Raw genomic sequence first — 13,666 nt, 5'->3', positions numbered from 1 at the left:
ACGGTCCATCCCGGTCGTCGCGCGATGGAGCGGGCTGGCGTGACGTCGAGCACACCGTCGACGGTTCGAAGCCTTTATCCGGGTTCTGGGCTTCGGTTCCGGTAAGTAACCACAACCATGTCAGAGAAACCCGCCTCCATGTACCGGGACATCGACAAGCCGGCGTACACGCGACGCGAGTACATCACCGGCATCCCGGGTTCGAAGATCGCACAGCACAAGATGGGCGACATCACCGCCGAACCCGACGACTACCCCGTCCAGATCAGCCTCGTCACCGACGAGGCGGTCCAGATCCGCCACGGCAGCCTGGAGGCGTCGCGCCTCTCGGCCAACCGCCACATGATCAAGAACGCCGGCGAGGGCAACTACAAGATGATCCTCCGGAAGTTCCCCCACCAGGTCATCCGGGAGAACAAACAGGCGACCGGGGCGGGCGCGGACCGCGTCTCCGACGGGATGCGCCAGTCCTTCGGGAAGATCGTCGGCACCGCCGCCCGCATCGACCGCGGCGACCGCATCTTCACCATCTGGTGCGACGTCGACGACGCCGGCTTCGCCAAAGAAGCCATGCGCCGCGCGTACAACAAGATCACGCCGCCGTGTACGATCGACGTCGAGAAGGGCGAGCAGCAGCTCATCTCGTAGACCGAACTTTTTCTCTGCGTGGGGTCGCTTCGCGACCCCACTCGGAAAAACTTCGATGAAAAGCACTCCTCCCTCCGTTCAGCGCGCGTTGCGCGCTTCACATCGGTCGTCGGCCCGCTCGCGAGTCCGCACGCGGACTCCCTCGCGGTGCGATACCCGTCGGCGAGCCCTGCCCTCCCCCGGGTCGCGCGGATCGCTGGCGCGATCACGCGCTCGCGGCCGTCGTTCGGACGCTTTATTCCGATCGGTGGCTTTCGCGACCATCTTCGCGGTGGCTTTGGTGGTCATCTTCGATGGGGATGACGAGTTCGGGCGGTGGCGGGTACGCGGACGTTCCGGTTACTCGGAAGCCTGCAGGCGTTCATCGGGGCCTTCTTTGTCGGCCGCTTCGTACTCACTCTGACGCGATCGATCCACCGCTGACCATGACCCGCCTCGCACTCGCGACCGAACCGGAGTACGATCGCCTGGAAGCGCCGCTGCGGGAACGCGGAATCACGCCGGTACACGTGCCGACCGAGGAGCGGACAGTCCAGCTCGACACTGCGAGCGACGCGGACGTCGACGTCGGATTCGTCTATCCACAGCGCCTCCCCGAGGGCGGCGTCGCGGACGCACTCCTCGACGTACCGTGGGTCAACGACCGAGAGACGCTCCTTCGCTCGCGGTACAAGGCGGAGACGCTGGCTCGCCTGAACAGCGCCGGCGTTCCGACGCCGAAGACGATCTCGGTCTCGAACCCGTTGACGACGGAGTCGCTGGCGTCCGTGTTCGACCGATTCGACGGCCCGGTCGTCGTCAAACCGGATTACGCGACCCGCGGCGAGGGGGTCGTCAAGGTCGACGACTACGATTCCCTCTCGGGCGTCGTCGACTATCTCGATCTCCTCCACACGAATCCGGCCGTCGAGGACCGCACCTACCTCGTCCAGGAGTATCTCCCGGGCGCGGCGGATTACCGCGCGATGGTCCTCGACGGCGCGTACGCGGGCGGCGTCGAGCGGCGACTCCCGGCCGATTCGGACGGAGATCGGTGGAAGTACAACGTCCACCGCGGCGCGGAGGCGGTGGGCGCCGAGCTGCCAGCGGCGTGGCACGAGATCGCGGAGCGGGCTGCCGACGCCATCGGGAGCCCCTACCTCGGCGTCGATCTCCTCGCGACCGACGACCGGGTCGTCGTCACCGAGACGAACGTGCGCCCGACGATCGACGCCGCCGAAAAGTACGAACCGGACTTTTTCGACCGACTCGTCGACGTGATCCGGTCGACGGCGGACTAGACGTCGACCAGTTTCGAGACGGAAAAGCGCTGTGACCGCGGCGGGATCACTCGAGGCTGATGCCCGAACTCTGCTCTGCGGGTTCGAAGACGACCTCCAGAACGCCGTTGTTGTAGGTCGCGCTCGCGGTGTGTTCGTTGACGCGTCGCGGCAACGAGACGCGCTCGTCGTACTCGCGGCGGTCCGAACGGGCGGAGATCGTCATCGTCTTGCCGTCGCACTCGAGTTCGATGTGGTCTTTCTCGACGCCGGGCAGGTCCGCGACGACGCGGATCTCGTCGTCGGTGTCGTGAATGTCGACGTGGGTGTCGGCGCCGAAGCCGTTTTCGACCGTCGTCGTCGAGGAGTCGAACTCGACGTTCGCACCCTTCATCATGTCGTTCATCATCCGTTCGATTTCGCGAAAGAGATCGTCGAAGGGTTCGTCGCGGTCGTCTCGTCTCATACGAAGGCGTTGCGCCCGGCCGTCCAAAAGCTTTCTGTCGGCAAACGGGTCGGGGAGGCGGACGCCTCGGTTCGACTCGGCCGTCTGCAGCGACCGATGGCCTTCGATTCGCTCCGGTCGCTCAGAGCCCGATCCCCATCGTCTCGTTCGTCCGCGCGACGCTCTCCGCGGCGTCGGCGGCGCCGGTGACCGCGCGGATCGCGTCGATGTTCTCCGGGACGACGTCGGATTCCTGGTGGATCGCCTGGAAGCAGTAGAGGTCGCGACCCTCCGTCGAGACGGACTCCGCCCAGATGCAGTTCTCCCAGAGGTCGCCGCGCGGCCGGCCGACGTCGTCGGCGTACTCCTTGAGTTTCCCGGCGCCGTCGATGTCGAACGTTTCTGGGATCAGGAAGAGGCGATCCTCCTCGGCGAGCAGGTCGCGGACGTCGGCGGCGTCGACGGCCGACTCCAGGGTGACGTTCAGGCTGTGGGTGTGCATCAGCGTCGCCGGCACCTTCAGCCCCATGGTGTCGATGTCGACGTCGGGGAAGATCGTGTTGACGTCGGGGCCGTGGTGGGACGGGATCGTCACCGGGTCCGGCAGGATGTCGTTGATCGGCCCGCGGGACGTCTGGCCGGGGTCACCGCCGCGGCGGACGAGCGTCGCTCGGACCTTCTCGATGCCGTAGGTCTCCGAGAGCGGCGCGATGAGCCGCGAGAGGCCCGTCGTGTTACACGAGACGACGCGGACGTGCTCGGCGTCGATCGCGTCCGCGTAGTTCGATCGGGCGTTGAAGCTCACGTCGGCGACGTCGGCGTCCTCGCCGCCCTGGTAGATCGCCGGCGTGTCGTACTCCTGATAGAGCTCCTTGTTCGACGCGCCGATTCCGCTCGGCGTGGCGTCGACCACGACGTCCGCCGCCGCGACGAGGTCCGCGACCGGGCCCTCGACCTCGAGGCCCGCCTCGGCGAATCGCTCGGCGCGATCGGCGACCGCGGCGTAGAGCGGGTAGCCGCGCTCGACGGCCGTCTCGGCCTCGAAGTTCGGCCGCGTCTTGGCGACGCCCGCGACCGCCATGTCCGGCTGGGCCCGGACGGCGTCCGCGACCCGTTTGCCGATCGTCCCGTACCCGTTTATCGCGACCTGTAGCATGTGCGGGAAACTCCAGTATCGAGGGGGGTAAGCGTTTCGAGGTCCGCTTTCAGTAATCGATCGAGCCGGCGTGGGGCCGGTACGTTCCGACGAGAGAGCTACTACCGTGCAGAGACCAGGGCGAAATTCGTCGTCTGATGGCGCTTGCGGGCTCGAAATGGGTTGCGGGAAGACGGCCCTTCGCTCGGGATGGCAGGCGCCGTCGCCGGACGGACCTCGCCCTACCGGTTTCCTCCGTCGCGAATCGTTCCGCCGATCGATCGGCTGATTCGCGGTCCGAAGCGCCCGTCTCGATCGACGTTCCGACAGCAGGCTCCGCTTTCGAAACGCGACGTCGGCGGTCGGCGCTACTATCGGTATGTCCGCCGAAAGTGAGAAGGGCTTTCCCGCGGCCGCGCCCACGGTGAGCCATGAACGTCGATCCATCGCTGGGAGCCCCCGCGCGGACGGCGGTCGAGCAGTGTCTCGCCCTCGAGGCGACCGAGTCGTGTGCGATCGTGACCGACGATAACCGCCAGGCGATCGGCGAGGCGCTGTACCGCGTCGCGAGCGAAATCACGGACGACGCGGTGATCGTGCGCTATCCGCCGGGCGAAACCCACGGCAGCGAACCGCCGGAGCCGGTCGCGGCGGCGATGGCCGCTGCCGACGTCGTCCTCGCGCCGACGTCGAAGAGCTTGAGTCACACTCGCGCGCGTGGTGAGGCCAACGAGGCGGGCGCTCGCGTCGCGACGCTGCCGGGGATCACCGAGGCGGTGTTCACGACCGGGCTCGACGCGGATTACGAGGCGATCGCCGGCCACTGCGAGGACGTCCTCGAACAGGTCGACGGCGCGGACGAGATCCGGGTGACCGGTCCTGGCGGGACGGATATCACGTTCGAGGTGGGGTCGCGAGCGTGGAACGCCGACACGGGGATCGTCCACGAGCCGGGCGCGATGTCGAACCTTCCGGCGGGCGAGGTGTTCGTCAGCCCGGAATCGGCCGACGGGACGTACGTCGTCGACGGGACGATGATGCCTCACGGCCGGCTCGAGGCGGGCCAAACCCTGAGCTTCACGGTCGAGGACGGCCTCGTCACCGAGATTAGCGACGAGGACGTGCGCGAGACGGTCGCGGAAGCCGCCGAAGCGGTCGGCGACGCGGCGTACAACCTCGCGGAGCTCGGCATCGGGACGAACGTCGCGGTGACCGACCTGGTCGGATCGGTCCTGCTCGACGAGAAGGCGGGCGGCACGGTCCACATCGCGATCGGCGACGACATGGGCATCGGCGGCGACGTCGAGGCGCCGATCCACCTCGACGGCATCATCGAGGACGCGACCGTCTACGCCGACGGGACCGAGGTTACCCTGCCGGAACCGGACGCCTGAGAGCGGCCGAACGCGCCTCCGCGCTTCCGCCCGATCCCTTTCGCTATCCGAGCGGGACGGTGCTCGGTTCGCCCGCCGGTCCAGACCCCGCCCGTCCGCCAGTCCAAGCCCGTCCGCCAGTCCAATCGTCTTTTACGCGCGTAGCCGTAAGAGTGGATATGAGCGAGATCCAGGACCGCCTCGCCGTCTCGTGTCCGTCGTGTTCGCCGGACGTCGAGACGGTCCACGAGGTGCTGTCGCCCGGCGGCGGATCGGTGACGGTCCGCTGCGGCGAGTGCGCGCACGTCCACAAGACCCAGCCAGAGTCGACGGCGGAGGTGACCCTCGACGTCGTCGTCTCGCAGGGTGGCGAGTCGTTCGCGGCGAACGTGACGACGCCGGCCGACGAGACCGTTGCGGTCGGCGACGAGTTCCTCTTAGAGACCGACGAACTGCTCGCGACGGTTCGCGTGACGAGCGTCGAACTGGACGGGCACCGCCGGCGCGAATCGGCACCGGCCGAGGACGTCGAGACCGTCTGGACCCGCGAGGTGGACAACGTCGCCGTCAACGTCACGATCCACCCGGAGGACGGAAGCCACGACGAGAGCCGCTCGACGACGCTGTTCGTCCCCGGGGACTACGAACTGACGGTGGGCGAGACGGAGTCGGTCGACGACGAGGAATTCTCGATCGACGCGATCGTCGTCCGCGGCGACGTCGACGATTACGATCGCGACCGGTACGAGATGGAGGGCGACGTCGTCCTCGCGAAGGACGCAAAGCGCGTTTACGCCTGGGACGAGACGTCCTCGGCGTGGTCGGCCTGGTAACGTGCGCGGCGGCCGGAACCGAGGCCCAACCGAGGTGAGTCGATGAGCGAGGACGCAGACACCGACGATTTCGAGATGGCGGACGGAGCGCTCGACGACTACGCCGAGGCGCGACGGGCGCTTCGCGAGACCCTTTCGAGTCGCATCGACGACGAACGGGTCCTCGACGCCGTGGAGGCGGTGCCGCGACACGCGTTCGTCCCGCCGGAGCGGCGCGACCGCGCCTATCGCGATCGACCGCTCCCGATCGCCGACGACCAGACGATCAGCGCGCCGCACATGGTGGCGATCATGTGCGACCGGCTCGGACTCGACCGGGGCGATCGCGTCCTCGAAATCGGCACCGGCTGCGGGTACCACGCGGCCGTGACGGCCGAACTCGTCGGCGCGGAGAACGTCTTTTCGGTCGAGTACAGCGACGAACTGGCCGAGCGGGCGCGCGAGCGCCTCGCGGGACTCGGGTACGGGGCGGTCTCGGTTCGGGTCGGCGACGGTCGCGAGGGCTGGCCCGCGAACGCGCCCTACGACGCGGCCTACGCCACGTGTGCGTTCGAGTCTGCGCCGGAGGCCGTCCTCGAGCAGGTGCGACCGAGAGGGACGCTCCTGGCGCCGATCGGTCGCTCGCGGCAGGTGCTCGTGCGACTCGACGTGGCGCCGTCCGGCGAGGTCGAGCGCAGCGAACACGGGGCCGTTCGATTCGTCCAGGTCCGGGGGTGAGCGGCCGGTCGCACCGTCGCTGAACTCGCTGAATAGGGAGTCGAAACCCGCCGGCGCGGGTGGGCGAACCCCAGCCGACCCGATGCAAGCGCGCCATTCTTATCGATCCGCTGGATAGGCGAGGTATGGATCCCGCGGTGCTCCGCGCCGACATGGTCGAGGGGCTCCAGCACGAGTCGAAGGCGGTGCTGTCGGACGATACTCTCGCGATCGCGATGCAGGAGGTTCCCCGCGAAGTCTTCCTCCCGAACTCGGTCGATCCGTACGCGGATCGCGAGTACGACCACCGCGGGACGCGCATCCTCTCGCCGAGCGACGTCGCCAGGTTGCTGGAAGCGCTCGCGCCGGCGCGAGACGATTCCGTCCTCGTGGTCGGGGCCGGCGTCGGGTACACCGCCGCGGTGCTCGCGGAACTGGTCGGCGAGACGAACGTTCACGCGGTCGAGATCGCCCGGCCGCTGGTCGCCGCGGCGCGACGGAACCTCTCGGAGGCGGGCTACGACGGCGTCCTGGTCGACTGGCGCGACGGCGCTCGCGGCCTGCCGGCGTACGCCCCGTTCGACCGGATTCTGCTCGAGGCCGCGGCCGTCTCCGTTCCCGACGCGCTGGGGAGCCAGCTCGCTGCGGACGGTCGACTCGTGTACCCGCGGGGCGCTGGTGGTCAGCGGCTGGTGGTCGAGACCCCGTCCGGCCCCGTCGAGGGCGAGGCGGTCTCGTTCGAACCGCTGCTCGTTCCGGGCGAGCAGTCGGGCGCGCTCGAACGCAACCGAACGACGCGAGAGGACGAGGAAGTCGCGGCCCGGCGGGCGGCGGCGAGGCGCGGCTGGGAGCGAGACTGGATCGAGTGGGAGTCGGATTGACGAACGGTGGGTTCACGGTTGCGGTTCGTCGACGTGGGAGCCCGTCGCCGTGAACTCGGCATCGCTCCGCACTGACTGCGACGTCTCGGGGCGACTTGCTTGGCTCGACGGCTCGGTTTCACGACCACTGGCTCGTGACGAAGTCTCCGTGGGCGAAGCTCGTCGTCGGTCTCGGGCTCGACAGGCGGGAAACGCGTCGGCTAGTGGGGATGTTGGGGGGTCCACCGCGTAAAGGGATTGGGGGGTGGGGTGGGTGGATGGCGACTAGTACCGTCGTAGCGCCAACTATGTGTATGGCTGCCGGGGGGTTAAGAATAATGCCTATTCCTTTGCGTATGACAACGGATAAACACTAATTACTTAGAACCGCCGTCGAACGCCAGTTCGACGAGTTTTCGCTGGGCCGCTCGGAGGTGGTAGTGGAGCGTGGGCGCGGACACGCCGAGGGTCTCCGCGAGGTCCTCGCCGGTACTCTCGCGTGGCCACTCGAAGAAGCCGCTGTAGTGGGCCGACTCGAGCGCTTCGAGCTGTTTCCCCGTCAGCGCAGACTCGAGCCCGTTGTCGGAGGGAGCGGACTGTCGGCCCCGGCTCGTCTCCCGACGGGCGGCGAGCTCGAGCGATGGGAACGTCTCGCGGACGGCCTCGACGAGCGCCCGGGCGTCGACACCGTGGGGGAGCTGCACCGTGAGCGAACAGGTCGTCCCGTCGGCGGTCGCGTCGAGCAGGCGCGTATCGAACTCGCGCAGCGCTTCGAGCAGCGGGGTCGTCCGGACCGTCACGTCGAGGAGGAGGGAGTCGTCGCCGTCCGAGACGACGGAGCAGCGCTCGACGCCGGGTACCGTCGCTGCGACGTCGGGAACGTCGCCGTCCGAACCGGTCTCGACGCGGACGAAGCAGACGAGCCGATCCCCGTCGCGCTCGACGATCCCCTCGAGCGAGAGCGGCCGATCGATCGCGCTCGAGAGCTGGTTGAACAGCACGTGCTCGTCGGTGCAGTCGAGGTCGAGCTCGACCCGTTCGTCGGTGAGCATCGCCTGCGTTCGCTCCGCGCTCCGGATCGCGTGGCCGATCGTCTCGCCCAGCTCCGCGAGCACCTCCTTCTCGCGGTCCGTCACCGCGTCCGGCGCGACCGCGTGGACGACGATGGCGCCGTAGCACCGATCGCGCGCGAGCAGCGGGACGGCCACGACCGTCTGAAAGCCGTGCGTGAGCGCGGTCGACCGCCGCCCGTCCCAGGCGGGTTCGTCGTGGACGTTCCGGACGACCTCGACGCGCTCGTCGGCGATCGTCCGCTCGACGAGATCGATCTCCGGGGCCGACGCGCCGTCGGCTTCGATCCGTTCGGCGTAGGTCGCGTCGATGCCGCTTCGTGCGGCGATCGCCGAGGGATCCTCCGCCGGCGCGATCCAGGCCCCGAGGTAGCCGTCGCCCCCGACCAGTCGGTCGCAGACGGTGGTCTCGATCTCCGTGCGCGTCGTCGCCTGGGCGACGCCTCTGGTGATCTCCCTGACGAGCTCGTTCGTCTGGTTGAGCCGGGTCAACTCCTCGTTCTGCTGGGTGAGCCGTCGATCGTGTTCTCGAAGGAGCTGTTCGCGCTCGGCGCGGTCGAGGGCCGCTTCGGTGTTGGCCGCCAGAATCTGGATGAGTTCGATCGTCGTCTCGTCGAAGCCGTCGCGCGCCTCGCTGCCGGCGACGAGGATGCCGTGCGAGCCGAGGGGGACGATCACCTCGCTCCGCCGGCGTCGATCCGCCGCCGAATCGCCCTCGGCCGCCACGTCGGGAACGTGGACCATCTCGCCCGCGGAGAACGCCTCCCAGGCCGCGCTCTCGCCCCGGGCGTAGCTGCGGTCGGGATCGAGCGACTCCGCCGTCGCGACCGTCGCGGCGGCGTGTTCGAGTTCGTGTGCCGCCGGTTCGAACCGGTAGGTCGCGACGATCGGCACGCCGAGGATGTCGTCGGCCGTGTCGATCGCCGCGCGGTAGATCTCGGCTTTGGTCTCGGCGCGCATCAGGTCGCGCGTGGTCTCGTGCAGCCCCGTCAGCGTCCGCTCGTAGCGCTTCTCGCTCTCGCGTAGCTCCGTCTCGGCGCGGTACTGCGCGACGGCGTTGCCGATCTGGTTCGCCAGCAGTTCGTACTGCTCCGCGCCGGCCTTCTTCTGGACGTAGCCGGTCACGCCCGCGGCGATCGCCTCGCTCGCGATCTCCTCCGATCCCTTCCCCGTAAAGAGGACGAACGGGAGGTTCTCGTCGGCCTCGCGAACGGCTTCGAGCAACTCGAGCCCGTTCATCTGGGGCATGTCGTAGTCGGAGACGACGCACTCGACCGGGTCGTCGCGGACGGCCTCGAGGGCGGCAGACGGACTGGTCTCCGTCGTGACGTCGAGGGACTCGTCGGCGCGGACGAGCATCTCGGCGGCGAGCGTGGCGAAACTGGGCTCGTTGTCGACGAGCAGGACGTCGATGGCTTGGGACATGCTGGCGATCGGTCGTACGCAGTGTCTGCACGCCGGAATGACTAATATATTAGTGGTCACGCACTCCGGGGGCGCGACCCACGAAAGGATTCTAGCCCTGACCCCGGACCGGTGCCCCCGGTCGCCGAGCGCCCGACCTGGTGGGCGATGGGGCAAGCGAACCTGCAGCGATCGGGGCTGAGATCGATCTCGGTTCGCTCTCCCGTAATGGTGACACGCGTTCGCAGGGATGGCCTCTATCTTCCGTTCCGCGGTGGGACGCGTGTATGGCGGGCGAGGAGCCACGAATCGACTTCACGCGTGATGTACCGAGGCGAAACGTACTGCGGGCCGGGGGCGCACTGGCGGTTTTCGGAATCGCCGCGCCGGCGGAGGGGACGTTTACGGCCGAGGATTTCGACGTCACTCCGCTGGCGCAGTTACAGGAGGTCGAGGTCGAACCCGAGGGGCTGCAGTACTTCACCATCCAGCAGGCCCGGGTCGTCCACGACCTGACGGGGCGGATCTTCCCGTCGGACGAGAACGGCCCCGGCGCGCCCGAAGCCGGCGTCGTCTACTTCATCGACAAGCAGCTCAACAACGCCTGGGGCCGGGGCGAACGCTGGTACATGGAGGGACCGTTCGCCGGACGCGATCCGACCGACCCCTTCCAGGACGAGGGCGAGGACACCGAGGGCGAACAGGATACCGAGGTTCCGTGGGGCGAGACGACGCCGGCCCAGACCCAGGGCTGGCAGTACGCGCTCACGCCGAACCAGGTCTACGACTGGGCGATCGACGCCATCGAACGCCACGTCCGGTCGAACTACGACGTCGCCTCCTTCACGGGACTCGACGACGACCAGCAGGACGAGGTGGTGGCCGCGCTGGAGGCCGGCGAGATCGGAACGTTCGAGGACGGCCCCGTGACGGCGCCCGATTTCTTCGGCCTGGTTCGCCAGAACACCATCGAAGGCATGTTCTCGGATCCGATGTACGGGGGCAACCGCGAGATGGTCGGCTGGCGCCTGAAAGGGTTCCCGGGAACGCCGGGCGCGCTCGGGAGCTACCGGGGCCTGCTCGAAGAGGGCGAGTACATCGAACTCGAGGAGGGCGATTACCGAAAACTGGCCGACGACGTCGACTCGCTCGGCATCGGGGACGAAAACGAGGTGCCGGCGAACGACCAGGGTGAGGGCGGCCACGCCCACGTTCACGACGCCGCGGAGGCCGATTTCCCGAAGATCGTCGACGAGGCGGCCGCCCGCGGGGACGCCGACGGCCCGGCCGCGACCGTCGACGAAACGGACGCCGCCGACGGGTCGACCGAGGGCCCGGACGACTCGGCCGCCACCGACGGACCGTCCGGGCGCCCCGACGACTCGACCACCGCCGACGCGTCACCGGCCGACGTCGACGGCGACGGAGGTGATGGATCGTGATCGTCCAGCAGGAGCCGGTCGACGTGCTGACGATCGGCGCCGGCTGGACCGGCGGCATCGTCGCGAAGGAAGCGGCCCAGAACGGCTTCGACGTCCTCAGCCTCGAACGCGGTGGCGAGCGCGAGACGGAGAACTTCTTCACCGTCCACGACGAGCTCGGCTACGCGCTGCGGTACAAGCTCATGCAGGACCTCTCGAAGGAGACGATCACCTTCCGGAACGCGCCCGAGGACGTCGCGCTGCCGATGCGGCGCTACGGTGCCTTCCTGCCGGGATCGGGCGAGGGCGGGGCGGGCGTCCACTGGAACGGCGTCACCTGGCGCTTCCTCCCTTACGACTTCCAGATCCGCTCGCAAACGATCGACCGGTACGGCGAGGAGAAGATCCCCGACAACATGCTCCTCCAGGACTGGGGGATCACCTACGAGGAACTGGAGCCGTACTACCACACCTTCGAGTACACCGCGGGCATCTCCGGCGAGGCTGGCAACATCGGCGGTGTGATCCAAGGGCGCGGCAATCCCTACGAGGGACCGCGAGCGGACGAGTATCCGCTGCCGCCGATGCAGCAAACGCCGCCGCTCGAGCGCTTCGCCGAGGCGGCGTCGAGCCTGGGCTACGAACCGTTCATGCAGCCCTCGGCCAACCTCTCGGAGCAGTATACTAACCCCGACGGCGTCCAGCAGGGCCAGTGTCAGTACTGCGGCTACTGCGAGCGGTTCGGTTGCGAGTGGGGCGCCAAAGCCTCGCCCATCACGACCGTCCTCCCCGCCGCCCGCGAGACGGGTAATTACGAACTTCGCACGCACGCGGACGTCGTCGAACTGCTCTACGACGCGGACGAGGGGCGCGTCTCGGGCGTCAGGTACGTCGATCGCCGGACCGATCAGGTCTACGAACAGCCGGCCGACGTCGTCGCGCTCACCGCCTACGTCCTCAACAACGTCCGGCTGCTCCTGCTGTCGGACATCGGCGAACCGTACGACCCGGAGACGGGCGAGGGCGTCGTCGGGAAGAACTACTGCTACCAGAACTTCGGCGCCGCCGCGACGGGCTTCTTCGACGACGAGGCCTGGAACCTCTACATGGGCGCCGGCGCGCTCGGCACCGCGATCGACGACTTCAACGGCGACAACTTCGATCACTCGGACCTCGACTTCATCCACGGCGGGAACGTCGCGATCAGCCAGACGGGCGATCGCCCGATCGCGAACAACCCGGTGCCGTCGGACGTGCCGTCGTGGGGATCGGAGTTCAAGCGACAGAGCATCGAGAACTACCACAGCACGCTCGGCATCGCCGCCCAGGGATCGGTGATGCCGTTCGCGGACAACTACCTCGACCTGGATCCCAACTACACCGATCAGTACGGCCGGCCGCTGCTCCGGATGACGTTCGACTGGCACGATCAGGATCGCAACCTCGTCGAGTACATCGGTCCCTACCTCCAGGAGATCATGGAGGAGATGGGCGCCGACAGGATCGAGGCGACCACGGCGCTGGAGGGGAGCTTCGACATCACGCCCTACCAGTCGACGCACAACACCGGCGGCGCCATCATGGGGCCGGACCCCGAGACGTCGGTGGTCAACAACTACTTGCAGTGCTGGGAGGCCGAGAACCTCTTCATCCCGGGCGCGTCGGCGTTCCCGCACAACAGCGGCTACAACCCGACCGGCACCGTCGGCGCGCTCGCGTTCCGCGCCGCGGAGGGCGTTCTCGAGTACCTCGACGATCCGCGCCAGCTCGTGACCCCCTGACCGGCGCGCGTACCATTCCCGACCGGCACCCGTACAATTCGATTCCCCGTCTACTCGATTCGATCGTCCCGTTCGGTCCGGTCGGTTCGACCCTGGACCGAGGACGCTGCGCGAATCGGCCGGTCGGTGGCGGACGTCACGTTCCCCGATACGTCACGTTCCCCGCTGGCTGTACGCGAACGCGGCGACGAGCAGTACGGCCAGCGCGACGAAGACGGCCCAGTTGGCGATCGCGGAGCCCTCGAACGGGCCCGGGAGGGTGAGGAGCCCGGTCGCCTGCATGAGGCCGACGGCCACCAGCAGGCCGACGGCGATGGAGACGATCCCGATCGCAAGCCCTTGCTGGATTCCCCAGCGCGACTCCCTCGAGGCGTGCTCGCTGTCGACGGTCGGCTCGTCGATCGCCTCCGCCTCGGGTTCGGTGTCGACGAGTTTCTCGTCAGTATCGTGGTCGTCGTCATCGCGCGCCGCGTCGCCCCGGGTGGGCTGGTCGGACGACGGCCCGTCGTACCCGAGCGATTCGCGACCGTCGTCCCGGTCCGGTTCGGCCCGGTTTCGACCGTCGCTTCGGCCATCACCGTGCCGATTCTGCCCGTCGTCTCGCGTCCGCTCGGCGCGGTTCCGGCCGTCACCCCGATCTGCGTTCTCGTCGCTCATCGGTTGCAGTACCCGGCGCGGACGGGTCATCGTTTCACCTGCATCCACAGGCTCGGGGACGGCGGTCGCGCTCTCGACGGTCTC

At 68.2% G+C, this 13,666-nt stretch carries 12 protein-coding genes; 8 read left to right on the top strand and 4 right to left on the bottom strand.

Annotated elements, in window-relative coordinates; genetic code table 11:
* Nucleotides 1-117 precede the first annotated feature (117 nt).
* Both MXA07_RS16660 and MXA07_RS16655 read left to right on the top strand, forming a co-directional pair.
* On the top strand, nucleotides 118-648 hold the full coding sequence (locus tag MXA07_RS16660) for a 50S ribosomal protein L16 (protein WP_247729721.1): 531 nt from the start codon (nucleotides 118-120) through the stop codon (nucleotides 646-648).
* Between the two features lie 425 nt (nucleotides 649-1,073).
* Entirely contained in the window at nucleotides 1,074-1,928 is an 855-nt protein-coding gene (locus MXA07_RS16655; RefSeq protein ID WP_247729720.1) for an ATP-grasp domain-containing protein, read from the top strand.
* 46 nt (nucleotides 1,929-1,974) lie between these two features.
* Here MXA07_RS16655 and MXA07_RS16650 read toward each other — a convergent pair whose 3' ends face one another.
* Nucleotides 1,975-2,373, bottom strand: a complete 399-nt coding sequence (locus MXA07_RS16650) for an Hsp20/alpha crystallin family protein (protein WP_247729719.1) — start codon at nucleotides 2,371-2,373, stop codon at nucleotides 1,975-1,977.
* A 121-nt stretch (nucleotides 2,374-2,494) separates the two neighbouring features.
* Nucleotides 2,495-3,508, bottom strand: a complete 1,014-nt coding sequence (locus MXA07_RS16645; RefSeq protein WP_247729718.1) for a type II glyceraldehyde-3-phosphate dehydrogenase — start codon at nucleotides 3,506-3,508, stop codon at nucleotides 2,495-2,497.
* 410 nt (nucleotides 3,509-3,918) lie between these two features.
* On the opposite strand from MXA07_RS16645, the gene MXA07_RS16640 reads away from it, so the two are divergent.
* The 4 genes from MXA07_RS16640 to MXA07_RS16625 all read left to right on the top strand — a co-directional run bounded on the left by MXA07_RS16640 (nucleotide 3,919) and on the right by MXA07_RS16625 (nucleotide 7,270).
* Nucleotides 3,919-4,881 carry an aminopeptidase gene (locus MXA07_RS16640; protein WP_247729717.1) on the top strand — a complete coding sequence of 321 codons (963 nt, stop codon included), beginning with the start codon at nucleotides 3,919-3,921 and terminating at the stop codon, nucleotides 4,879-4,881.
* A gap of 158 nt (nucleotides 4,882-5,039) precedes the next feature.
* The gene (locus tag MXA07_RS16635) at nucleotides 5,040-5,693 is read left to right on the top strand and encodes an HVO_0476 family zinc finger protein (protein WP_247729716.1); all 654 of its coding nucleotides are present in this window, start codon (nucleotides 5,040-5,042) and stop codon (nucleotides 5,691-5,693) included.
* A 42-nt stretch (nucleotides 5,694-5,735) separates the two neighbouring features.
* Nucleotides 5,736-6,410, top strand: a complete 675-nt coding sequence (locus MXA07_RS16630) for a protein-L-isoaspartate(D-aspartate) O-methyltransferase (RefSeq protein WP_425492182.1) — start codon at nucleotides 5,736-5,738, stop codon at nucleotides 6,408-6,410.
* Between the two features lie 125 nt (nucleotides 6,411-6,535).
* Entirely contained in the window at nucleotides 6,536-7,270 is a 735-nt protein-coding gene (locus MXA07_RS16625) for a protein-L-isoaspartate O-methyltransferase family protein (protein WP_247729715.1), read from the top strand.
* 356 nt (nucleotides 7,271-7,626) lie between these two features.
* Here the strand turns inward: MXA07_RS16625 and MXA07_RS16620 are convergent, their stop codons facing one another.
* On the bottom strand, nucleotides 7,627-9,744 hold the full coding sequence (locus MXA07_RS16620; RefSeq protein ID WP_247729714.1) for a bacterio-opsin activator domain-containing protein: 2,118 nt from the start codon (nucleotides 9,742-9,744) through the stop codon (nucleotides 7,627-7,629).
* 266 nt (nucleotides 9,745-10,010) lie between these two features.
* Between MXA07_RS16620 and MXA07_RS16615 the strand changes: the two genes are divergently transcribed.
* Nucleotides 10,011-11,165, top strand: coding sequence for a gluconate 2-dehydrogenase subunit 3 family protein (locus MXA07_RS16615; protein ID WP_247729713.1), 1,155 nt, complete (start codon nucleotides 10,011-10,013; stop codon nucleotides 11,163-11,165).
* Entirely contained in the window at nucleotides 11,162-12,925 is a 1,764-nt protein-coding gene (locus MXA07_RS16610) for a GMC family oxidoreductase (RefSeq protein ID WP_247729712.1), read from the top strand. The genes MXA07_RS16615 and MXA07_RS16610 overlap by 4 nt, the downstream gene beginning before the upstream one ends.
* Before the next feature lie 153 nt (nucleotides 12,926-13,078).
* On the opposite strand, the gene MXA07_RS16605 is transcribed toward MXA07_RS16610, so the two are convergent.
* The gene (locus MXA07_RS16605) at nucleotides 13,079-13,582 is read right to left on the bottom strand and encodes a hypothetical protein (RefSeq protein ID WP_247729711.1); all 504 of its coding nucleotides are present in this window, start codon (nucleotides 13,580-13,582) and stop codon (nucleotides 13,079-13,081) included.
* Between the last annotated feature and the right edge of the window lie 84 nt (nucleotides 13,583-13,666).

This window comes from Halovivax limisalsi, from assembly GCF_023093535.1.
GTDB classification, from domain to species: domain Archaea; phylum Halobacteriota; class Halobacteria; order Halobacteriales; family Natrialbaceae; genus Halovivax; species Halovivax limisalsi.
This window is presented reverse-complemented; position numbering and strand designations above follow the sequence as displayed.

What these genes read in the sequence shown, in the direction of transcription:
- MXA07_RS16645 (WP_247729718.1), bottom strand. Translation starts at nt 3,508, where the DNA reads ATGCTACAGGTCGCGATAAACGGGTACGGGACGATCGGCAAACGGGTC.
- MXA07_RS16615 (WP_247729713.1), top strand. Translation starts at nt 10,011, where the DNA reads ATGGCGGGCGAGGAGCCACGAATCGACTTCACGCGTGATGTACCGAGG.
- MXA07_RS16660 (WP_247729721.1), top strand. Translation starts at nt 118, where the DNA reads ATGTCAGAGAAACCCGCCTCCATGTACCGGGACATCGACAAGCCGGCG.
- MXA07_RS16655 (WP_247729720.1), top strand. Translation starts at nt 1,074, where the DNA reads ATGACCCGCCTCGCACTCGCGACCGAACCGGAGTACGATCGCCTGGAA.
- MXA07_RS16620 (WP_247729714.1), bottom strand. Translation starts at nt 9,744, where the DNA reads ATGTCCCAAGCCATCGACGTCCTGCTCGTCGACAACGAGCCCAGTTTC.
- MXA07_RS16635 (WP_247729716.1), top strand. Translation starts at nt 5,040, where the DNA reads ATGAGCGAGATCCAGGACCGCCTCGCCGTCTCGTGTCCGTCGTGTTCG.
- MXA07_RS16650 (WP_247729719.1), bottom strand. Translation starts at nt 2,373, where the DNA reads ATGAGACGAGACGACCGCGACGAACCCTTCGACGATCTCTTTCGCGAA.
- MXA07_RS16630 (WP_425492182.1), top strand. Translation starts at nt 5,736, where the DNA reads ATGAGCGAGGACGCAGACACCGACGATTTCGAGATGGCGGACGGAGCG.
- MXA07_RS16625 (WP_247729715.1), top strand. Translation starts at nt 6,536, where the DNA reads ATGGATCCCGCGGTGCTCCGCGCCGACATGGTCGAGGGGCTCCAGCAC.
- MXA07_RS16640 (WP_247729717.1), top strand. Translation starts at nt 3,919, where the DNA reads ATGAACGTCGATCCATCGCTGGGAGCCCCCGCGCGGACGGCGGTCGAG.
- MXA07_RS16605 (WP_247729711.1), bottom strand. Translation starts at nt 13,582, where the DNA reads ATGAGCGACGAGAACGCAGATCGGGGTGACGGCCGGAACCGCGCCGAG.